The 21,161-nt window shown below is 73.2% G+C and carries 14 protein-coding genes and 1 pseudogene; 5 read left to right on the top strand and 10 right to left on the bottom strand.

The window, feature by feature from the left end; all coding sequences use genetic code 11:
- Window positions 1-160 precede the first annotated feature (160 nt).
- The 3 genes from FIV44_RS24745 to FIV44_RS24735 all read left to right on the top strand — a co-directional run bounded on the left by FIV44_RS24745 (window position 161) and on the right by FIV44_RS24735 (window position 3,210).
- Window positions 161-2,344 (top strand): carbon starvation CstA family protein, encoded by a 2,184-nt coding sequence (locus FIV44_RS24745; RefSeq protein ID WP_141006771.1) that lies wholly within the window; start codon window positions 161-163, stop codon window positions 2,342-2,344.
- Window positions 2,341-2,526 carry a YbdD/YjiX family protein gene (locus FIV44_RS24740; protein WP_141006770.1) on the top strand — a complete coding sequence of 62 codons (186 nt, stop codon included), beginning with the start codon at window positions 2,341-2,343 and terminating at the stop codon, window positions 2,524-2,526. The genes FIV44_RS24745 and FIV44_RS24740 overlap by 4 nt, the downstream gene beginning before the upstream one ends.
- A 93-nt stretch (window positions 2,527-2,619) precedes the next feature.
- On the top strand, window positions 2,620-3,210 hold the full coding sequence (locus FIV44_RS24735; protein ID WP_181410810.1) for a class I SAM-dependent methyltransferase: 591 nt from the start codon (window positions 2,620-2,622) through the stop codon (window positions 3,208-3,210).
- Window positions 3,211-3,261: 51 nt separating this feature from the next.
- On the opposite strand, the gene FIV44_RS24730 is transcribed toward FIV44_RS24735, so the two are convergent.
- The 3 genes from FIV44_RS24730 to FIV44_RS24720 are packed head-to-tail and all read right to left on the bottom strand — an operon-like array spanning window position 3,262 to window position 5,979.
- Window positions 3,262-4,005, bottom strand: a complete 744-nt coding sequence (locus FIV44_RS24730; protein WP_141006768.1) for a class I SAM-dependent methyltransferase — start codon at window positions 4,003-4,005, stop codon at window positions 3,262-3,264.
- A complete protein-coding gene (locus FIV44_RS24725; protein WP_181410809.1) occupies window positions 4,002-4,982 on the bottom strand; it encodes an SDR family oxidoreductase in 981 nt (326 codons plus the stop codon). The genes FIV44_RS24730 and FIV44_RS24725 overlap by 4 nt, the downstream gene beginning before the upstream one ends.
- A complete protein-coding gene (locus FIV44_RS24720; protein ID WP_181410808.1) occupies window positions 4,975-5,979 on the bottom strand; it encodes a glycosyltransferase in 1,005 nt (334 codons plus the stop codon). The genes FIV44_RS24725 and FIV44_RS24720 overlap by 8 nt, the downstream gene beginning before the upstream one ends.
- Before the next feature lie 75 nt (window positions 5,980-6,054).
- Between FIV44_RS24720 and FIV44_RS24715 the strand changes: the two genes are divergently transcribed.
- Entirely contained in the window at window positions 6,055-8,352 is a 2,298-nt protein-coding gene (locus FIV44_RS24715) for a hypothetical protein (protein ID WP_141006766.1), read from the top strand.
- Between the two features lie 31 nt (window positions 8,353-8,383).
- Here the strand turns inward: FIV44_RS24715 and FIV44_RS24710 are convergent, their stop codons facing one another.
- From FIV44_RS24710 to FIV44_RS24695, 5 genes are all read right to left on the bottom strand, one after another.
- Window positions 8,384-10,567: a [protein-PII] uridylyltransferase gene (locus FIV44_RS24710; protein WP_246087065.1), complete on the bottom strand. Its 2,184-nt coding sequence runs from the start codon at window positions 10,565-10,567 to the stop codon at window positions 8,384-8,386.
- A 47-nt stretch (window positions 10,568-10,614) separates the two neighbouring features.
- Window positions 10,615-10,953 carry a P-II family nitrogen regulator gene (locus tag FIV44_RS30840; RefSeq protein ID WP_181410807.1) on the bottom strand — a complete coding sequence of 113 codons (339 nt, stop codon included), beginning with the start codon at window positions 10,951-10,953 and terminating at the stop codon, window positions 10,615-10,617.
- Window positions 10,950-12,266 (bottom strand): ammonium transporter, encoded by a 1,317-nt coding sequence (locus FIV44_RS24705; RefSeq protein ID WP_141008050.1) that lies wholly within the window; start codon window positions 12,264-12,266, stop codon window positions 10,950-10,952. The genes FIV44_RS30840 and FIV44_RS24705 overlap by 4 nt, the downstream gene beginning before the upstream one ends.
- A 135-nt stretch (window positions 12,267-12,401) precedes the next feature.
- Window positions 12,402-13,571: a signal recognition particle-docking protein FtsY gene (gene ftsY, locus FIV44_RS24700; protein ID WP_141006764.1), complete on the bottom strand. Its 1,170-nt coding sequence runs from the start codon at window positions 13,569-13,571 to the stop codon at window positions 12,402-12,404.
- A gap of 108 nt (window positions 13,572-13,679) precedes the next feature.
- The gene (locus FIV44_RS24695) at window positions 13,680-13,868 is read right to left on the bottom strand and encodes a hypothetical protein (RefSeq protein ID WP_141006763.1); all 189 of its coding nucleotides are present in this window, start codon (window positions 13,866-13,868) and stop codon (window positions 13,680-13,682) included.
- Window positions 13,869-13,917: 49 nt separating this feature from the next.
- On the opposite strand from FIV44_RS24695, the pseudogene FIV44_RS33725 reads away from it, so the two are divergent.
- Window positions 13,918-15,873 (top strand): annotated as a pseudogene (locus tag FIV44_RS33725) (rhamnan synthesis F family protein); the annotation flags it as partial.
- Window positions 15,874-16,968: 1,095 nt separating this feature from the next.
- Here FIV44_RS33725 and FIV44_RS30835 read toward each other — a convergent pair.
- Together FIV44_RS30835 and smc are read right to left on the bottom strand one after the other, a co-directional pair.
- Window positions 16,969-17,430 (bottom strand): acyl-CoA thioesterase, encoded by a 462-nt coding sequence (locus tag FIV44_RS30835; RefSeq protein WP_181411257.1) that lies wholly within the window; start codon window positions 17,428-17,430, stop codon window positions 16,969-16,971.
- On the bottom strand, window positions 17,427-21,050 hold the full coding sequence (smc, locus tag FIV44_RS24685) for a chromosome segregation protein SMC (RefSeq protein ID WP_141006761.1): 3,624 nt from the start codon (window positions 21,048-21,050) through the stop codon (window positions 17,427-17,429). The genes FIV44_RS30835 and smc overlap by 4 nt, the downstream gene beginning before the upstream one ends.
- Between the last annotated feature and the right edge of the window lie 111 nt (window positions 21,051-21,161).

Genomic DNA, 21,161 nt, shown 5'->3' with positions numbered 1-21,161 from the left:
GTCGGTAGAAGTGGAGTCTTCGGACCGATCGTAACCGTCGACCCCGCGGGGCCCGACGTCTGCGGTGGGCGTTCGAGGGTACTGCGCGGGGCGCCAGCCGTCCGGCGCGGTGGTCGGGAGTGCCATCGGGGGCACCCCGCCGGGTCGAGGAGGATCCACGATGGCAACCACGACACCTGTACGACGCCCCGGTGGCCCCGGCCGCCGGATGACACCGGCCGGCATCGCGATCTGGGGCGGGATCGCCGTCGTCGGAGCGGTCTGCTGGACGGTGCTCGCGCTCTCCCGCGGCGAGGAGGTGTCGGCGCTGTGGATCCTGTTCGCGGCGCTGGCGTCGTACGCGATCGCGTACCGGTTCTACGCCCGGTTCATCGCCCACCGGGTGCTGCAGGTCGACGACGCCCGCGCTACGCCGGCCGAGCGGCTGGAGAACGGGCAGGACTTCGATGTCACCGACCGGAGAGTGCTGTTCGGTCACCACTTCGCGGCGATCGCGGGCGCGGGACCGCTCGTGGGGCCGGTGCTGGCGGCGCAGATGGGCTACCTGCCGGGCACGATCTGGATCATCGTCGGCGTGATCCTGGCCGGTGCCGTGCAGGACATGATGGTGCTGTTCTTCTCGATGCGCCGCGACGGCAAGAGCCTGGGCCAGATGGTGCGCGAGGAGATCGGCACGGTCGGCGGCACCGCCGCGCTGATCGCGGTGTTCGCGATCATGATCATCATCCTGGCGGTGCTCGCGCTGGTGGTGGTCAACGCGCTCGCCGAGTCGCCGTGGGGCGTGTTCTCGATCGGCCTGACCATCCCGATCGCGCTGTTCATGGGCTTCTACCTGCGCTATCTCCGTCCCGGCCGGGTCGCGGAGACCACCGCGATCGGCGTCGCGCTGCTGCTGGCCGCCATCGTGGTCGGCGGCTGGGTCGACGACACCGGCCTCGGCGACACCCTCACCCTGTCCCACGAGACGCTGACGATCTGCCTGATCGTCTACGGCTTCGTCGCCTCGGTGCTGCCGGTCTGGATGCTGCTGACGCCCCGCGACTACCTGTCGACGTTCATGAAGGTCGGCGTGATCCTCCTGCTGGCCGTGGGTCTCGTCCTGGCCCGCCCGGTCCTGGCCAACGACGACGTCACCAGCTTCGCGATGGACGGCGACGGGCCGGTGTTCGCCGGCAAGCTGTTCCCGTTCGTGTTCATCACGATCGCGTGCGGTGCGCTGTCGGGCTTCCATGCGCTCATCTCGTCGGGCACGACCCCGAAGATGATCGCCAAGGAGAGCCACGTCCGGATGATCGGGTACGGCGGCATGCTGATGGAGTCCTTCGTCGCCATCAGCGCGCTGATCGCCGCCTGCGTGATCGACCAGGGCCTCTACTTCGCGATGAACAGCCCCGCGGGCGCCACCGGCGGCACCGCGTCGAGCGCGGCCGAGTTCGTCGGCACGCTCGGCTTCACCCTCTCCCCCGACACGCTCACCCAGGCGGCGGCCGCCGTCCAGGAGCCCACCCTGGTCTCCCGGACCGGTGGCGCCCCCACGCTGGCCGTCGGCATCTCCCAGATCTTCACCGACGCGTTCGGCGGCGGGCTGGCGGCCTTCTGGTACCACTTCGCGATCATGTTCGAGGCGCTGTTCATCCTCACCGCCGTCGACGCCGGCACCCGGGTCGGCCGGTTCATGCTGCAGGACACGATCGGCAACCTCTGGCCCCGGTACGCCGACACGTCGTGGCGCCCCGCCGCCTGGTCGGCCAGCGCGTTGGTCGTCGCCGCCTGGGGCTACATGCTCTACGTCGGCGTGACCGATCCCCTGGGCGGGATCAACCAGCTGTTCCCGCTGTTCGGCATCTCCAACCAGCTGCTCGCCGCGATCGCGCTCTGCCTCTGCGTGACGCTGATGCTCAAGCACGGCAAGGCCCGCTGGGTGTGGGTGCCGCTGGTCCCCCTCGTGTGGGACCTGGTCACCACGATGACCGCGAGCTGGCAGAAGGTCTTCTCCGACAACCCCGCGATCGGCTACTTCGCCCAGGCCGACCGCTACCGCGACGCCCGCGACGCCGGCGAGATCCTCGCCCCCGCGAAGGACGCCGGCCAGATGGACCAGGTGATCACGAACTCGACGGTCAACGGCATCCTCCAGCTGACCTTCGCGGTCCTGGTGATCGTGGTGGTCGCCAACGCCGTCGTCGTCTGGGTCCGCGCCCTGCGGGCCGGCGGCCTCCCGACCACCGAGGTGCCGGCCGTGCCGTCGGAGATCGTCGCGCCCTCCGACTTCTTCGCGACGGCGGAGGAGAAGGCCGCCGTACGCGAGTGGGAGGAGTCGCGGATGGCCGGGAGTTCCCGATGAGCACGCTGGTACGGGTCTGGCGCGGGCTGCGCTGGTACGTCCGGGAGGCGACCGGCGAGGCCCGCTGGGACGAGTACGTCGAGCGCTGCGCCCGCGACGGCACCGCGCCGATGACGCGGCGGGCCTGGGAGCGGCACCGCGCCGACCGGCGCGAGCACAGCCCGCAGTCGCGCTGCTGCTGACCGGCCGCGCGGGGCCCCGCCGAGGCCGATGGATCCCCGCCGTCCCCCATCGTGATTGACTCGGACGCCATCGCACCCTGCTCCGGAGGACCCGTGAAGAAGCTGCTGTCCAACGTCAACGCCTACATCGGCCTGCAGAAGGCCCTGGGCGCCGACCGGCTCCGCTACGCGGCTCTCGAGGCGGCCGGCATCCAGCCCGGCGAGACGGTCCTCGACATCGGCTGCGGCCCCGCCTACTACCTCGACCGGCTGCCGAGCGACATCACGTACCACGGCTTCGACACCTCCCAGCCCTATCTCGAATGGGCCGGCAGGAGGTTCCCGAGCGCGTCCTTCCACCACGGGATCTTCGACGCCGACGCTGCCGCCGGCCTGCCTGAGTTCGACGTCGTCCTGATGCTCGGCCTCCTTCACCACGTCGACGACGCTCACGCCCAGGAGCTGATGCGCCTGTGCGCCGAGAAGCTCAACCCGGGTGGCCGGCTGGTGACGGTCGACACCTGCTACAGCCCCGGCCAGGGCAGGATCTCGAAGTGGATCTCGGACAACGACCGCGGCGAGTTCGTGCGCGACGCCGACGGCTTCATGGCGCTCGCGCGCGGCTCGTTCGACAAGGTCGACGGTCGCCACCTGGACTCCATGCGGGTCCCGGCCGCGATGTGGCTGATGACCTCGACCGTCTGAGCAGGGGCCGGCGCGGGATGCCGGCGGGGGACGCCCCCGTCGCACCCGCTCTCAGCGCTTGACGGCGGCGACCACCACCGACGAGCCGAACGGCAGGTCGCGCCTGCCGAGGGTCCGCTCGTCCCAGGCGGAGGCCTTCATCAGCACCTTCTCGATGCCGGGCGAGACCTCCGGGAGCGGCGGCACGGCACCCTCCTCGAGCGGCTCGATCGGCCTGCCGCGCTCCTTGAGGCGCTGCACGACCCGCGACGCGGCGAACATCGGGAAGGTGCCGGTGAACGCGTAGGTGGCGCGCTCGATCGCGAACCCGGCCGCCTCGAGCGCTGCGGTCGCCCGCTTGCGCGTGTAGCGGCGGTGGTGGTGGTTCCACACGTCGTGACTGGTCCAGGCCCACTGGTAGGCCGGCACCGACATCAGGAAGCGCCCGCCCACGGTGAGCACCCGCTCGATCTCGGCGAGCGCCGTCGCCTCGGGCTCGCAGTGCTCGATGACGTCGAACGCGGCGACGAGGTCGAACGCCCGGTCGGCGAACGGCAGCTGCAATGCGGACCCGCAGACGCCGCCCGGCGCGAGACCACGGGGGTCGAGGTCGAGCGACACGTGGTGACCGGCGCGACCGCGCAGCCAGCCGACGCTGGGACCGTCCGCGCTGCCGACGTCGAGCAGCCGGCGCGGGCTCCCGACGTACCGCTCCAGGGCCGCGCGCAGCAGCTCGGAGCGGGCGCGGTACCACCAGTAGCCACTCTGCTCGATCGACGGCGAACCGCCTTCGGCAACCCGCGGCGTGGCACTCATCGCGCTCCCTTCCGGTTCGATTCGACCAAGGCCCCGGAGAAGACCTTGCCGGCTACATCATCCGCTGTGCGGTGGAACCCCGCAGGCAGGGGGGTCCGGATGTGGCGCTGCAGCTCGGGCCAGACCACGCTCCTCAGGCGCAGGTCCCGGACCTGGCCATGCGCGGAGCCGCTGATCACGCTCATCCGCGCCCGGCGGTGGAAGATCCGGTTCGACTCGCCGATCAGCTGCGCGACCGTCGTGCCCTGACCGGTCGCCATCACCTTGACGACCGATCGCTCGCCGGTCGTCTCCGCCCGCTCCCTGAGGCCGGCGAGGCCGGCGACGACCATGTCCGCGCAGTCCTCGACGTAGAGGTAGTCGCGGATCGTGTCGAGCGAGACGCGGACCGCCAGCGGCTCCCCGGTCAGGTGCACCACGCACAGGCGCGACATCAGGCCCTGCGGCTTGCTGAGGTCCTGGCCCGGCCCGTAGAGGTTGGCCAGCCGCCCGATGAGCGCCACCCCTGCCAGGTGGTCGAGTCGCTCGAGCAGCGCGTGCTCCATGGCGAGCTTCGCCTCGCCGTACGGCGTGAGCGGCTTCGGGACGGTCTCCTCGGTGAACGGCGGGCGCACCGAGCCGGCGTACACCCCTCCGGCGGAGGAGGCGAGGAAGAACGCGAGGTCGCTGTTCGCCGGCAGGACCTCGGCGAGGTCGTCGAGGATCTCGCGGAAGAGCAGGACCTCGGCCTCCAGCGCCTCCCTGGGCGTGGCGACGACGCCCGCGCCCGCGCACCAGAGGACGTCGATCGGCCCGCCCGCGGCCCGCGCCGCGATGTCCTCGAAGGACTGGCGCAGCGCCGCTCGCGCAGCATCGTGGTGGCTCCACGGCACCGGCACGCCGACGGCCGGGATCCCCTCGGCGCGCAGCGCTCCCAGGACGTGACTGCCGAGGAGTCCCCCGCCGCCGACGACGAGGGCGTGTGGCCGCTCAGTCACGACGGGCCTGCGTCGGACGAGGTCCCAACGGGCCCTCCGCAGGGTCGCCGACGATGACGTAGAGCGGCTTCCCGAGGGCCATGTTGACCGCCACGCCGAGGTACTCGGCGATCACGCCCAGCGACATCATGATCGCGCCGGTGCACAGGAGGATGGCCACCATGAGCGCGGTCCAGCCCTCGACCTCGATCGCCCCGACGACACGGGCGACGACGAGGTAGATCGCGAACACCACGCCGACCAGGGCCAGCGCGGCGCCGGCCAGGCTCACCACCCGCAGCAGGCGGGTGCCGCTGGTGAGCACCATGCGCCAGAAGTGCGAGAGGAGCGAGCGCAGGTTGTAGCCGGACGGGCGGTCGCCCTCGGCGCGCAGCGTGACCGGACTGGTCGCGACGCGCCCGGCGACCCAGCCGAGCGCGACGTCGAGGTAGACGCCAGCGGCGGCGTATGCCGACACGCTGCGGGCGTACTCGCCGGCCACGAGGCGGAAGCTGTGGAACAGGCGGGTGTCGTGCCCGCCCAGCAACGAGTCCACCACCCGCTTCGCCCCCTTGGACAGGAGGTTGCGGAGCGGTCCGTGCGGCGCCGGGTTGGTGGGCTCGGCGTAGACCAACGGGGCGTGCTCGCGCAGCGCGGTGTCGAGCATCGGACCGATGCCGGCCGGGTCGTGCTGGCCGTCCTCGTCCATGGTGACGATCCACTCGCCTCCCGACGACGCCATGCCCGCGAGTGTCGCGGCGTGCTGGCCGAAGTTGCGGCTCAGCCACACCGGACGCACGGCGTCGTGGGTGGCCGCGAGCTCGCGGATCACGGCGTCGGACTCGTCCGGTCCGTGGTCGTGGACCAGCACGATCTCGCTGATCTCCGCGTCGTGGCCGTCCGGCGTGCGGAAGCCTGCGGCGAGCCCGATGAGCTCGTCGACCACCGACGGGAGCGTGGTGGCGCCTCGATAGACCGGGACGACGACGGAGATAGTATGTGCGCGCGCGTTGGTCATGATGCGCCAAACTACAGGCTCATCGCCACGGTGCCGGCCGTGCGGACCGCTAGAGGAACCTAGAGAACGAGGGCCATGCCGACACCGACGAAACGCGACCTGACGTCGATCGCCCGTTCCGGTGTGTGGCCCGCAGGGATCGTTCTCGTCCTCGCCCTGGGGCTCGCCGCCGGCGTCTCGGACGTCCGGCCGGTCGACCTCGTCAAGCTGGTCGCGTACGTCGCCGTCTTCCTGACCCTGCCCGGCTCGGTGCTGTGGCGGCTGGCGGGCGGTGCCGGCCGTCCCCTGTTCGAGATGCTCGTCCTGGGCACCATCGTCGGGCTGGCCGCCGAGCTGCCGGTCTACCTGATCGGCCGCGCGATCGGGTTCCCCTGGCTGGTCGCGGCACTGCCGGCGGGCGCGATCGCGTACCTCGCGGCGACGCGGGGCCGCGACGTCCGGCTGACGCTCCGCGGCCCGGATCGCGAGGCGGACGACGGCGACGCGTCCCACGGCGGCTGGTGGACGTGGGCGTTGGGCGCACTGCTCGGGCTCGTCGCGGTCGTGACCGCCCGGAGCGTGTGGGCCGCGGAGCCGGTGACCCGGCTGCGGGCGCCGTACGTGGACGAGCCCTTCCACCTGGCGCTCGCCGGCGAGCTCAAGCACCACGTCCCGGCCGACTTCCCCTGGGTCGACGGAGTGCCGCTCTTCTACCACTGGCTGACGTACGTGCACGTGGCTTCGGCCAGCACGGTCACCGGCATCGAGCCGATCGTGCTGCTCCGGGTCGGATCGATCGCATTGTTCGTGTCGCTGACCGTGCTCGGCGCCGCGGCGGCGGTCAACCGGCTCACCCAGCGGCCGTGGCTCGGCGTCCTGGCCGCCGGCGTGCTCGCCTTGTCGGGAGCACCGGACGCGTTCGGCTGGACGACGGCGGTCGCTCCGCTCGCGTGGCCCGTGTACGCCGTCGACATCGCGTTCCAGAGCCCGACCCACGCGTTCGCGTCGGCGTTGGTGATCCCTCTGGTCGTCCTGCTGTTCGAGGCATTGCGTGACGATCGACTGAGCTGGCGGTCGTGGCTCCCCCTCGCCGGCCTGATGATCGCCGTCTCCGGCGCCAAGTCGTCGACGCTGCCCCCCATCGTGGCCGGCCTGTTCCTCGCGCTGGTCGTCCAGCTGGTGCTGCGCACCGGGCGGTGGCGCGTGCCGCTGGCCCTGTTCGGCACGTCGGCTGCGGTGTTCCTCATCGCGCAGCGCGTCTTCTACGGCGGCAACTCGCGCTCGATGGAGTTCGCTCCCCTGGACACCGCCGAGCAGATGGCGCGCGTTCTCGGCTGGACCGACGTCGACGAGGTCGTGCCCGGCTCGGTGACGGCGATCGTCGCCGTCACCTTCGTGGTCGCGCTGCTGCTGTCGGTCGTCGGCTTCGTCGGCCTGCTCCCCGGTGGCCGGTGGCGGCGGGCCGAGCACCAGCTGCTGATCGGTGTCATGGCGGCCGCGATCGGCGCGGGCTTCTCGTTCGGCCACCCGGGCTTCGCGCAGGTCTACTTCATCCGCGGGGCGGCACCGACGATGGCCATCACGTGCGCGATCGGGATCTCGGCGATGCTCGGCGACCGGTTGCCGCGCGCCCGGGCGTGGGGACTTCTCGGCGCGGGCGTCCTGGGTGCGCTGCTGACGGCGCTGGTCGCCGCGCTCACCGGCGACCAGGGGCCGAGCGGCGGCGCCGACGTGGTGTCGTCCGTCGCCCGGGCCATCGTGCTGCCGCAGGTGGTGGCCGCCCTCCTCCTGGGCGTCGCCGCCCTCGTCATGGCTCTCGTCGCCCACCGCCGCGGGTGGTCCCGCGGCCCGGTCGCCGCGCTCGTGGTCTTCACGATCCTGGGAGCGGGCTTCGTCCGCGCCGGCGGCGTGGTCGGGCAGCTCGGCGACTGGCCCGAGCCTCGTGCGGCGGACACCATGATCGCCAACGGCGGCATCGTCGCGGCGCGCTACATCCGCGACCACTCCGACCCCGACGACCTGGTCGCGACCAACGCGCACTGCCTCCGAGGACCGGAGCCGAACTGCGACCGGCGCAACTTCTGGATGTCGGCCTACACCGAGCGCCATGTCCTCGTCGAGGGTTGGGCCTACATCCCGCCCGAGATCGTCGGGCTGGAGTCCACCGCGATCAACAACTCGTCGTTCCTGCCGTTCTGGGACGACGAGCTGCTCGCGATCAACGACCGGGCCTTCGCCCAGCCCTCCGCGGAGTCGATCGCGGCCCTGCAGGAGCGCGGCGTCCGGTGGATGCTGGTCGACAGGCGCTACGAGTCGAGGGTCGGCCGACTGCGCGAGCTCGCCGAGCTTCGGTTCCGGTCGGGCGACTACGTCGTGTTCGAGATCGGCGGATGAGGCACGCCACTCCGGCGCCGCTGGCGGGCGATCATCGATCCGGAGCCTGGGAGATCGCCTCCCGTACGGCGTGGGCGGCCTCGGCGGCCCGGGTGTCCGACAGTGCGCCGGCCGCGGACTCCTGCACGTAGAACACGTCCACCGCCTGGGGGCCCAGCGTGGAGATGTGGGCGGAGCGGACGGTCATGTCGAGGGCGGCGAGGGCCGCGCTGACCAGGTGGACGACGCCGAGCCGGTCGGCCGCCCGCACCTCGATCACGGTCGCGTGGTCGCTCGCCTCCGGGCGCACGACGACCGCCGGGTCGAGGTCGCCCGGCCGGTGCCGCGGGGCGAGCCGGGCGGCGGGGTCGACCCGGCGCGAGGTGATCGCGTCCAGCTGGTCGCGCACTGCCCCGGGGTCGAGGCCGCCGTCGGCGACGTCCCAGACCGAGACGGCGTACTCCCCCTGCGCCCACAGCCGCGCCGCGCGCACCGTGACCCGGCGCAGCGCGAACACGGCGGCGACGTCGGCGAGCAGCCCGACCCGGTCGAGGGCGACGACCGTGACCCGGGAGCCGTCGGCCACCGGCTCGACGACGACCGACACCTCGCCGTCGGCGACACCGGGTGGGACGGGGATCTCGTCGACGCTGAACGCCGGCGGCACGCTCCCCCGCTCCAGGGCCGCGCGGGCGCGCCGGGAGAGGTCGAGGACGAGCCCGGCCCGCCACGACGACCACGCCTTGGCCGAGGCGGCCTTCGCGTCGGCCTCGGTGAGCGCGGTGAGCAGCGCCAGCGCGTCGAGGCTGTCGACGTGCTCGAGGAGCGCGTCGATGGTGGCGGGATCGTCGGGGTCGCGGGTGGTGGCGACGCCGGCGAGCAGCAGGTGCCAGCGCACGAGTCCGCCGATCAGATCGACCTCGGCGGGCCCGAAGCCCATCCGGGTGGCGATCGCCCGGGCGATCGGCGCGCCCGCGACGCTGTGCTCGGTCAGCTCGCCCTTGCCGATGTCGTGCAGCAGCGCCGCCACGACCAGCACGTCGGGACGGGAGACGTCCCGGATCAGCGTGGACGCCTCGACGCAGGTCTCCACGACGTGCCGGTCGACCGTGAAGCGGTGGATGGCCGAGGCGTGCGGCAGCAGCCGGATCCGCTCCCATTCGGGGAGGATCCGCGCCAGCGCGCCGGTCTCCTCCAGCGTCTCCCACACGGGCAGCAGGCCGGGCCCGGCGGCGAGCAGCCGGACCAGCTGCCGGCGCGCCTCGTCCGGCCAGGGGTCGGGCAGCGGCGGGCACTCGCGCACCAGCCGGGCCGCGGTCGGCGGCGCGAGGACGAGGTCGCGCACCGCCGCCTCGGCAGCGGCGCGCAGCAGCAGCACCGGGTCACCGGCCGGCTTGGCGGTCCGCTCCAGCACGATCTCGCCGCGGGAGAGCGCGATGCCGGGTGCGACCCGCTCCAGCTCCGGACGCCGGGGGCGCGCCGCCGGGGTGCGCCGCAGCGCGTCCTCGGTACGCCGCCAGGCCAGCCGCGAGAGGTGGGTGACCCGGCGCCCGAGCTCGCGGACGTACCGCTGCGCCGCCGTCTCGTCCGGCAGGCCCAGGCCCTCGGCCAGCGGAGCCCAGTGCTCGGGGGCGATCCGGTCGGTCGCGCGTCCGGCCGCGGCGTGGAGCACGTCCCGGACGTCGAGCAGCTGCTGTCGGCAGCGCTCCAGGTCGGCGGCCGGGACGTCGACCAGCCAGGTCGCGGTGAGGCTCTTGAGCACGGTGGCGTCGCGCAGGCCGCCCTCGGCCTCCTTCAGGTCGGGCAGCGAGAGGTGCGCGAGCTCACCGACCAGCCGGTGCCGGCTGCGGACCAGCTCGTGCAGCTCGGGCAGCCGCTCGCGGGCCTGCCGGCGCCACTGCGTCAGGGTCGTGGTCCGCAGCCGCAGCGCGACGCTGTGGTCGCCCGCGACGTGGCGGACGTCGAGCAGCCCCGAGGCGACCCGCACGTCGCCCTCCGCGGCGGTGAGCATCTCCGGCAGGGTGCGGACGGCGTGGTCCAGCCGCGCGCCGGAGTCCCACAGCGGGTACCACACCTGGCCCGCCAGCGCGGTCCACCGCTCCTCGTCGACGCCCTCGTCGGCCACGAGCACCACGTCGAGGTCGGAGTACGGCGCGAGCTCACCGCGACCGTAGCCGCCCACCGCGACCAGGGCCACCCCGGAGTCGGGACCGGCCGCGGAGTCGTACGCGCTGATGCAGAGGGTGTCGGCGGCCTCGGTCCGGGCCGCTCGCTCGCTCGCGGTCAGAGAGCGGCCGCGTCCGTGTCGCCGGTCCGCACGCGGACGACGGACTCGATGGGGCTCACCCAGACCTTGCCGTCGCCGATCCGGCCGGTGTGGGCGGTCTTGGTGATGATCCCGACGATGTCGGTCGCGTCGGCGTCGTCGACGACGATCTCGATCCGGATCTTGGGCACCAGCGCGATGTCGTACTCCGCGCCGCGGTAGACCTCGGTGTGGCCCTTCTGCCGGCCGTAGCCGCTGACCTCGCTGACCGTCATCCCGGTGACGCCGAACGCCTCCAGCGCCTCCCGGACGTCCTCCCACTTGTGCGGCTTGATGACCGCGGTGACCAGCTTCATGCGCTTACCTCCGAAGGGGTGGACGTGCTCAGGAGCGAGGTACGCCGGGCGGCGCCGCCGCCGGTGGTGAGATCGTAGGCCGCCTCGCCGTGCTCGACGAAGTCGATCCCCTCGACCTCGTCCTCCTCCTGGATCCGCAGGCCCACGACGGCCTTGACCAGCAGTGCGGCGATCAGGGTGGCGGCCGCGGACCAGACCATGGCGAAGAGGGCGACCACGACCTGCACGACCAGCTGGCGCGGGCCGCCGCCGGTGAGCAGGCCGCCGCTGTCGGAGGCGAGGAAGCCGACGCCGATGGTGCCGATCAGGCCGCCGACGAGGTGCACGCCGACGACGTCGAGCGAGTCGTCGTACCCGAACCGGTACTTCAGGCCGACGGCGAGCGCGCACACGCCGCCCGCGACCAGGCCGAGCACGATCGCGCTCCAGGGCACGAGGTTGCCGCAGGACGGGGTGATCGCGACCAGGCCGGCCACGACGCCGGAGGCGGCGCCGAGGGAGGTCGCGTGGCCGTCGCGGAGCTTCTCCACCAGCAGCCAGCCCATCATCGCCGCGCAGGTGGCGAGCGTGGTGTTGAGCCAGACCAGGCCGGTCTCGGTCGTGTAGTCGTCGAGGTTGACGATCGAGCCGACGTTGAAGCCGAACCAGCCGAACCACAGCAGCCCGGCGCCGATCATCGTCAGGGTCAGGTTGTGCGGCTTCATCGGCTCCTTGCCGAAGCCGAGCCGCTTGCCGAGGAGCAGCGCGAGGACCAGGCCCGCGACACCGGCGTTGATGTGGACGACCGTGCCGCCGGCGTAGTCGATCGGTGCCACCGCGGCCGCGCCGTCGCCGGCGAACAGCAGGTCGGCCAGGCCGTTCTCGACGTCGCTGAGCAGGCCGCCGCCCCAGACCATGTGCGCCAGCGGGAAGTACGACAGCGTCACCCAGATCGGCAGGAAGACCAGCCAGGCGGAGAACTTCATCCGGTCCGCCACCGCGCCGCTGATCAGCGCGGCGGTGATCACCGCGAAGGTCAGCTGGAAGGCGACGAAGACGTAGTTCTCGGGGTCGGTGCTCTCGAGTCCGAACTGCGTGAACGGGTTGGCGAAGAGCTTGCCGATCTCCGCGCCCGTCGCGCCGTCCGCGGTGGCGGTGCCCGAGCTGTAGGACATCGACCACCCCCACAGCGCGTACACGATGCCCACCACCCCGAGGGCGCTGAAGGACATCATCATCATGTTGAGCACCGACTTGGTCCGGCTCATGCCGCCGTAGAAGAGCGCCAGGCCAGGGGCGGTCATCAAGAGGACGAGCGAGGCCGACACCAACATCCAGGTGTAGTAGCCGTTTTCCACACCCGAACCCTCGTCGGACGAGATTTCGCGGCAGGCGACGCCATGTTTCAGGCAGGTAACGGGTGCGCCCGCCCGGTTACGGCGCCGTGAACTCCCCTCCGGCGCCGCGGGTCAGCCCAGGAGCGCGTCGACGAAGGCCGCCGGGTCGAACGGCGCGAGGTCGTCGGGGCCCTCGCCGAGGCCGACCAGCTTGACGGGTACGCCGAGCTGCCGCTGCACCGCGACCACGATCCCGCCCTTCGCCGAGCCGTCGAGCTTGGTGAGCACGATGCCGGTGACGTCGACGACCTCGGAGAACACCTTGGCCTGGATCAGGCCGTTCTGGCCGGTGGTGGCGTCCAGGACCAGCAGCACCTCGGTGACGGGCGCCTGCTTCTCGATGACCCGCTTGACCTTGCCGAGCTCGTCCATCAGGCCCTGCTTGTTCTGCAGCCGGCCGGCGGTGTCGACCACGACGGTGTCCACGCCGCGGTCCACGCCCTCCTTGACCGCGTCGAACGCCACGCTCGCCGGGTCGCCGCCCTCGGGACCGCGGACGACCTCGACGCCGACCCGCTCGCCCCAGGTCGCGAGCTGCTCGGTCGCGGCCGCCCGGAAGGTGTCGGCCGCCGCCAGCAGCGCCGTACGGTCGTCGGCGACCAGGATCCGGGCCAGCTTCCCGACGGTCGTGGTCTTGCCGGTGCCGTTGACGCCGACGACCAGGACCACGCCCGGGGCGTCGCCCTCGCCGCTCACCCTCAGCGCGCGGTCCAGGTCCTGGTCGACCAGGGCGATGAGCTCCTCGCGGAGCACGGCGCGGGCGTCCGGCGCCTGCCCGCCCTCGACGCGCAGCCGGGTGCGCAGCCGCTCGACGAGCTCCTGCGTCGGCGCGACCCCGATGTCGGCGCCGAGCAGCAGGTCCTCGATCGCCTCCCAGGTGTCCTCGTCCAGCTGCTCGCGGCTGAGCAGGCCGAGCAGTCCCCGGCCCAGCGCGTTGGACCCCGCCAGCCGCTGCCGCAGCCGCACCAGCCGCGACGCGGGCTTCTCGGGTCGCTCCAGCTCCGGGGCGGCCGGCTCCTCGACCTCGACCTCGGCGGTCGGTGGCACAGGGGTCGTCGGGGTCGCGGGCGCCTCGACGGTGTCGCTCGGCGCCGGCGTGATGACATCGGTGACGCCGGTGACGTCGGCGGGGGGCTGCTCGGGCGCGTGGCCGGGGCGTCGTACCCGCGTGGTGACGAAGCCGGCGACCGCCAGCACCGCGAGGACGGCGAGGCCGATGACGAGGTAGAGCCACTCCTGCATGCGGTCATCCCATCACGCCGCGCCACGGACGCGGAAGCGGGCGCGGTGGGAGCGAGCGACGCGCTCGCGGACGCGCTCGCGCCGGCCGGCTCAGCGTGTGCGAAGAGCTCAGCGTGTGCGGAGCAGGTCGCGCTCGTCGTCCTCGAGGACCGGCGCGGCGTCGACGGCGCGCTCCATGGCGCTGCCCAGCCACGGGACGACCGGCATCCGCTCCCCGCGGTGGGGGTAGGCGACGTAGAGCGCCACCACGGCGGAGACGACGAGGCTCAGCAGCACGGCCAGGGCGACGAACAGCACCTTCGACTCCTCCGAGTAGGGATCGGCTCACGATGGATGGCGCTTCCTCATGGTACCGACCGCACCAACCCGGCAGGCCCGCCGACGGGCCGGTGGTTCGGGGCTCGACGGGCTGGGGATGCTAGCGTCGATGGGTCGGATTCGACGGAGCAAGCGCATGGCGGAAGCGCGACGAAGAGGTCAGTACACAGTGGAGCCGGGTATCCCTGCGAACAGCGAGCACCAGACGTCCAGGCTCCAGGAGGCCCTCGACACCTGCCAGCGCGAGCTGGCGGCCGTCCGCAAGCAGCAGGAGGCCGACCGCGAGCTGATCGCGCGCGGCGCGCGGGCCGAGGAGCAGCTCGTCAAGCTGTCGACGGTCCTCGACGCGTACCTGGTCCAGCGGGAGCGCCGTGCCCGGTGGTGGGGACCGCTGCGCCCGCTGGTCCGTCCCGACGCCCCCACCCGGTCGGAGCGCGCGGACCTGGCGCTGATCCACGGCTCCGGCCTCGTCGACGGGCCGTGGTATCTCCGGACCTACCCGGCGACGGCGGACAAGGGGCTCTCCCCCGCCCTCCACTACCTGCGCCGGGGGCCGCCGCGGGCAAGGATCCCGGGCCCGGGTTCAGCACCCGCGCCTACCGCCGCCAGCACCCCGAGCTCCCCCTCGACGTCAACCCGCTCGTCCACCACCTGCGCTCGCGCCGATGACCCCCAGGAGTTCACGAGCGCCTGGCACGCCTTCGTCGCACGGTGGCACGCGCTGGCTCGGGACGACCGGCGAGCGGCGGCGGCGCTGGTGCGCGACGCCGTACGCTCCGGCCTGCCGTCGGACGGCCCCGACGCCCCGAACGCCCTCGACGCCCCCGACGCCGAGGCCCTGCTCGCCTGCGAGGTCGCCGTGATCAGGGCGGCCCGGGCGATGAGGGGCCGGCGCTACGCCAAGGCCAATGCGGACCTGAAGGTGCTGCGCGACAAGACCCTCGACCCGGTCGAGCACTTCTGCCGGATGGGCTGGCGGTGGCTGCGCAACCCGCGACCCGACTTCGACGTGTGGTGGTACTGGAACGAGTACCTCGACCCGACCCGGGACGACATCGACCCGCTGCTGTTCCACGTCCTGGTGGGCCGCCACGCCGGCAACGCCACCACGCCGCCGCCCACGCCGGAGCGGCACGACTCCGCCGCGCTCGCGGAGGGCGCCCGGCGGATCTGCCTGTACGCCGCCTACGACGCGGACGGCGTCATCGACGACTACGTCCTGCACTACCTGCGCGAGCTGAGCCGCCACGCCGACGTCTACTACCTCGCCGACGGCGTGATGCCCCGCGCCGAGCTCGACAAGCTCGCCGACGTGACCGTGGCCGCGTGGGCGATCCCGCACGCCCGCTACGACTTCGGGTCGTACTCCATGCTCGCCACCGAGCTGGTCGGCTGGGAGACCATCGAGCAGTACGACGAGCTCCTGTTCGCCAACGACAGCTGCTACCTGCTGCGCAGCCTCGACGAGACCTTCGCCCGGATGGACCGTCGGCCGGCCGACTGGTGGGGCATGCAGGCCACCAAGATGGACTTCTCCCGCGGCGAGGGACACACCCGACCCATCCCGCTCGCGGAGGCCAAGCGCCTCCACACGCCCGTCGAGGAGTGGAACCCGCACTACCGGATCCACCTGAGCTCCTACCTGCTCGCCTTCCGGCGGCCGGTGTTCACCGACCCCGGCTTCCGCCGGCGGCTCGGGGCCGTGGTCAAGCAGGCCTTCAAGGACCTCGTCATCTTGAAGTACGAGATCGGGCTCAGCGACTACCTCATCGACGCGGGCTTCGACTTCGACACCTTCATCCCCGACCTGTACCCCTTCCACCCGCTGTACTCCAGCGACTACTTCGACCTCCTGGCGCAGGGCTTCCCGCTGCTCAAGCGGAACTTCGTCGGCGAGTCCACCGGCACCCCCGACCTGGGGCGGTGGAAGGAGCGCGTCCTCGAGCACGCTCCCGACGCGCCGGTCGAGATGTTCGAGCGGAACCTGCGGCGCGTCGCTCCCGCCGACAAGCTGGCCCGGACCGCGCAGATCCGGACCGGCGAGGACGGCCGCATCGACTACCGGAAGCTCCTCAACCGCAAGGAGTTCCGCCTCGAGGACCGGATCGCGCCCAAGTTCGACCACTGGTGGGCCTTCCCGGTGTCGACGACCGAGCACGCCCTGACCGGCAACGAGCGGGCGGTCTTCGAGGAGGTGCGCCACGACCCGTCCGTCAAGAAGATCGTCCTCACCCGCTCGCGCGAGGTCGACCTCGACGGCGAGAACGTCGTCGTGCTCCCGCTCGCGAGCCGTGACGGCCAGGAGCACCTCGCCCGGGCCGGCCAGGTGTTCGTCCGGCACGCGGCCGACCTCACCCTGCCGTGGGAGATCGACCTGAGGCGGCACCGCGTGATCGACCTGGGCGAGGGCCTGCCGAAGCCCGGCGCCCCGGCCCCCGACCCGCTCTCCCCGCGGGCGTCCTCGGGCAAGCGGCCGGGACGCCACGTCGTCGTCTCCTCCGCCGGCGACACGCCGGGCGGCGAGGGGCGGGAGGCGAGCCAGGTCGAGGTGTGGCCCACCGGCCAGCCGCGGCACGCCTTCCTGCTGCGCCCCGAGAGCGACCTGCCCGACGACCTGCGTACGGCGCTCGCGGCCCTGCGGACCGAGCTGGCCGGGCGACGCCTGGTCCTGTGGCTCCCCGCACGGGCGGCGTCCTCCGACCTCGGCGACGCCGGCGTCGCGGCCCTCGGCGACTGGCTGCGCCGCCACGACGCGGTCGTCGGCGTCCGCGCGCCCCGCGACGCCCACCGGCTCGCCGATCTCGATCCCCTGCTGCTGATGCCGCGCCGGTGGCCCGACGTCGAGGTGCTCTACCGCGCGTCCGCGGTCCTCGTCACCGACGACCGCGCGCACCACCGCGCCGACTACGCCCTCACCGGCCGGCCGGTGGTGCTCCTGGACAAGGCGACCCGCGCCGACCTGCCGGCGGCGCTCGACCGGGCGCTCGAGGGGGCTCCGCCCGGCCCGGCGACGCCCCTGACCTCCGCGCCGACGACGGGGCGGCCTGGCGGGTGGTCCAGCGGGTCCGGCAGGCGGGTCTCAGCGACCCGGCTCCACCACCAGCGGCTCGACGGCCGAGCGGACGAGCGCGGGAACGGGCGTGACCGGACGCGCGGGATCGGTGTCGTCGACGTACACGTGGACGAAGCGGCCCTCCGCGCACGCCAGCGCCCCCTCGCCCTCCGGGTCGCCCTGGAAGAGGCCGACCCGGTAGACGACGGAGGAGGTGCCGAGCCGCTCGACCGCGAGCCCGAGGTCGATCGGCCGCGGGTAGCCCATCTCGGCGAAGTAGCGGCACGACACCTCCGCGACCACCCCGATCGCGGGCAGGCGGCGGATGTCGGTGCCGGTGGCGTCGTGCAGGTGGGCGTTGACGGCGGTGTCGATCAGGTCGAAGTAGCGGGCGTTGTTGAGGTGGCCGTAGACGTCGTCGTCGGACCAGCGCGTGGTGGCCGTGCGCCAGGCGACGTACGCCGACCGGGCGGGGCGCTCCTTGCTCAAGCGGACTCCTCGCGCAGCCGCTGGCTGATCACCGCCGAGACGCCGTCGCCACGCATGGTGACGCCGTAGAGCGCGTCGCCGACCTCCATGGTCCGCTTCTGGTGGGTGATGACGAGGAGCTGGGAGTTCTCGCGGAGCTCCTCGTAGATCTCCAGCAGCCGGCCGAGGTTGGTGTCGTCGAGGGCGGCCTCGACCTCGTCGAGGATGTAGAACGGCGAGGGCCGGGCCTTGAACAGGGCGACCAGGAAGGCGACCGCGACGAGCGACCGCTCGCCGCCGGAGAGCAGCGAGAGCCGCTTGACCTTCTTCCCGGGCGGGCGGGCCTCGACCTCGACGCCGGTGGCGAGCATGTCGGAGGGGTCGGTGAGGACCAGGCGGCCCTCGCCGCCGGGGAAGAGCCGGGCGAAGGTCTGGTCGAAGGCCCGGGTGACGTCGGCGTAGGCCTCGGTGAAGACCTGCTCGACCTTGTCGTCGACGTCCTTGACGATGTCGAGCAGGTCCTTGCGGGTGGCGCGCAGGTCCTCGAGCTGCTCGGAGAGGAACTGGTGGCGCTCCTCCATCGCGGTGAACTCCTCGAGCGCCAGCGGGTTGACCCGGCCCAGCATGCTCAGCGCCTTCTCGGCGGTCTTGAGTCGCTTGACCTGCTCCTCGCGGACGTAGGGCACGGTGCGCGGCGCGGGCTCGCCGGCGGCGTCGTCCGCGTCTTGCTCGGCGCTGCCGGCCGGCGTCTCGCCGGGGGCGGGCGTCTCGCCCTCGGCGGGCGGCTCGAGGACGGGCACCGGCTGGTCCGGGCCGTAGTCGGCGACCAGGCCGTCGGGCTCGAGCCCGAGCTCCTCGAGCGCCTTGGTCTCGATCTGCTCGATCCGCATCCGCTGCTGGGCGCGCGCCATCTCGTCGCGGTGGACGGAGCTGACCAGCTCCTGGTGCTCGCGGTCGAGGTCGCGGAGCGTCTGCCGGACGGTCATCAGCTCCTGCTCGCGGCCGCGGCGGGAGTCCTCGACGGACTGCCGGCGCTGCGTGGCCTCCTCGATGGAGGTCTCGAGCCGGGTGAGCACGTGGGTCACCGCGGTGGCGACGGCCTGGCCGGCGCGGCCCTCGGCGATGAGCCGGGCGCGGCGCTCGGCGGCCCGGGCCCGCGCCTGCCGCTCGGCCTCGGCGGCCTTGCGCATCTGGTCGACCCGGCCGTGGAGGGCGCGGGCGCGCTCCTCGGAGGTGCGCAGCGCGAGCCGGGCCTCCATCTCGCTCTGCCGAGCGGCGCGGGTGACCTCGACGAGCCGCTCCTGCTCGGTGGTGTCGGGCTCCTCCTCGGTGTCCTGCTCGGCCGCGGCCAGGCGCTGCTCGAGCTCGGCGAGGCCGACCAGGGCCTGCTCGCGCGAGGTCTCGGCCTGGGCGATGGCCTCGGTCATCCGCTCGGCCTCGGCGCGCGCGGCCCGGGCGAGGGAGCCGTGCTGGCCGAGCTCCTCGGCGACCGCGGCGAGGGTGGCGTCGGACTCGTGCAGCCGGGCCAGCGCGACGTCGACGCGCTGCTGGGCCTCGGCGCGCTCGCTCTCCAGCCGCGACAGGTCGAAGCCGAGCCGCTCGGCGGAGGCCACCGCCTCGGCGAGCGCCTCGGTGGCCTCGTCGACGGCGGCCTGGATCTCGATCAGGCTCTGGGTGGCGTGGGAGCCCCCGGAGGCGAAGTGGGCGCCGAGCAGGTCGCCGTCGCGGGTGACCGCGACGACATCGGCCAGGCCGGCGACGAGGGACCGGGCCGCGTCCAGGTCGTCGACCACGGCGACCTTGCGCAGCAGCCGGTTGAGGGCGGGACGGACCGTGGCGGGGCACTCGACCACGTCGACGGCGTACGACGTCCCGGGGGGCAGCGCGGGCCAGGACGCCGTGGTCTCGGCGGATCCCCCGCCGAGCAGCAGGCCGGCCCGGCCGAGGTCGTCGGCCTTGAGGTGGTCGATGGCGGCGACCGCGGTGTCGGCGTCGGTGACGGCCACGGCGTCCGCGGCGGCGCCGAGCGCGGCGGCGACGGCGCCTTCGTAGCCGCCCCGCACCGCGACCAGCGCGGCGACGGAGCCGAGCAGCCCCGAGATCGTGTCGGAGGCGGCGAGCAGGGCGCCGGCGCCGTCCTTGCGAGCCAGGCCGAGCTCGAGGGCCTCCTTGCGGGCGCTCAGGCCCGCCTTGTCGCGGTCGGCCTGCTGGGCCTCCTCGCGGACCTTGGTGAGCCGCTCGTCGAGGTCGTCGAGGGCCGCGACCGCGGCCTCGTGCTCGGCGTCGAGGCCCTCCTCGCCGGCGTCGAGGCCCGCGACCCGGGTCTCCAGCGCGGTGAAGTCGCGCTGCGACCGCTCGGCGCGGGTGAGCGCGTCGGCGCGGGCGGCCTCGAGCCGGCCGATCTCCTCCTGCGCGGCGTTGGCGCGCGACCGCAGCGTGTTGACCTGGCCGTGCAGCCGCGCCAGCCCCTCGCGACGGTCGGCCGCGGCGCGGAGCAGCCCGGCGACCCGGCGCTCCTCGTCGGCCGCGGCCTCCTCGGCGGAGCGGCGGGCGGCGACGGCCTGCTCGAGAGCGGCCTGCTGCTCGGTGACCTGGCCGCTGATCTCGGCCTCCTGGGCGGCCAGCCGCGCCGCCTCGGCCTCGATCTCGTCGGGATCGCGGCCGACGCCGGCCTGGTCGTCGTCGGCCTCCGCGCCCGCGGCGTTGCGGACCCGCTCCGCCGCCAGGCTCTGGGTGCCGCGGAAGCGCTCGCGCAGCGCGGTCAGCGACGACAGCGTCTCCTGCGCCGCCGAGAGCGCCGGCAGGTCCTCGCGCAGCGCCGCCTCGAGGGTCGCCTCCTGCTCCCGCGCGGACGCGATCCCGCTCTCGACCTCCGCGCGGCGGGCGAGCAGCACGCTCTCGTCGGCGAGCTCCTGCTCGAGCGACGTGCGCGCCGTCACCAGGTCGTCGGCCAGCAGCCGCGCCCGGGCATCGCGTACGTCGGCCTGGACCGTGGCCGCCCGGCGCGCCACCTCCGCCTGCCGCCCCAGCGGCTTGAGCTGGCGCCGGATCTCGGTCAGCAGGTCCTGCAGCCGGGTCAGGTTGCCCTCGGTGGAGTCGAGCTTGCGGAGCGCCTTCTCCTTGCGCTTGCGGTGCTTGAGGACGCCGGCCGCCTCCTCGATGAACCCGCGCCGGTCCTCGGGGGTCGCGTGCAGGATCGTGTCGAGCTGGCCCTGGCCGACGATGACGTGCATCTCACGCCCGATGCCGGAGTCGCTGAGCAGCTCCTGGACGTCGAGCAGCCGGCAGGAGGTGCCGTTGATGGCGTACTCCGAGCCGCCGGTGCGGAACATGGTGCGACTGATGGTCACCTCGGAGTACTCGATCGGCAGCGCGCCGTCGGAGTTGTCGATGGTGAGCACGACCTCGGCGCGGCCCAGCGGCGGGCGGCCGGACGTGCCGGCGAAGATGACGTCGTCCATCTTGCCGCCGCGCAGGCTCTTCGCGCTGGCCTCGCCCATCACCCAGGCGAGCGCGTCGACGACATTGGACTTGCCCGAGCCGTTGGGGCCGACGATGCAGGTGATGCCGGGCTCCAGCTGGAGGGTGGTCGCGGAGGCGAAGGACTTGAACCCCTTGAGGGTCAGGCTCTTCAGGTACACGCAGTCTCCCTTCGGGGTCGGGCAGTGGGTCCGACGCGGGGGAAGCTCGGCCGTCTCAGGCTACCCCGAGGGGTCGACGGATCCACGCAGGCCGGACCGACGCACGTTCAC

This window comes from Nocardioides humi (assembly GCF_006494775.1).
Taxonomy (GTDB): Bacteria; Actinomycetota; Actinomycetes; order Propionibacteriales; family Nocardioidaceae; genus Nocardioides; species Nocardioides humi.
The sequence above is the reverse complement of the archived record's forward strand: the minus strand, read 5'-3'. Positions and strand labels throughout refer to the sequence as shown.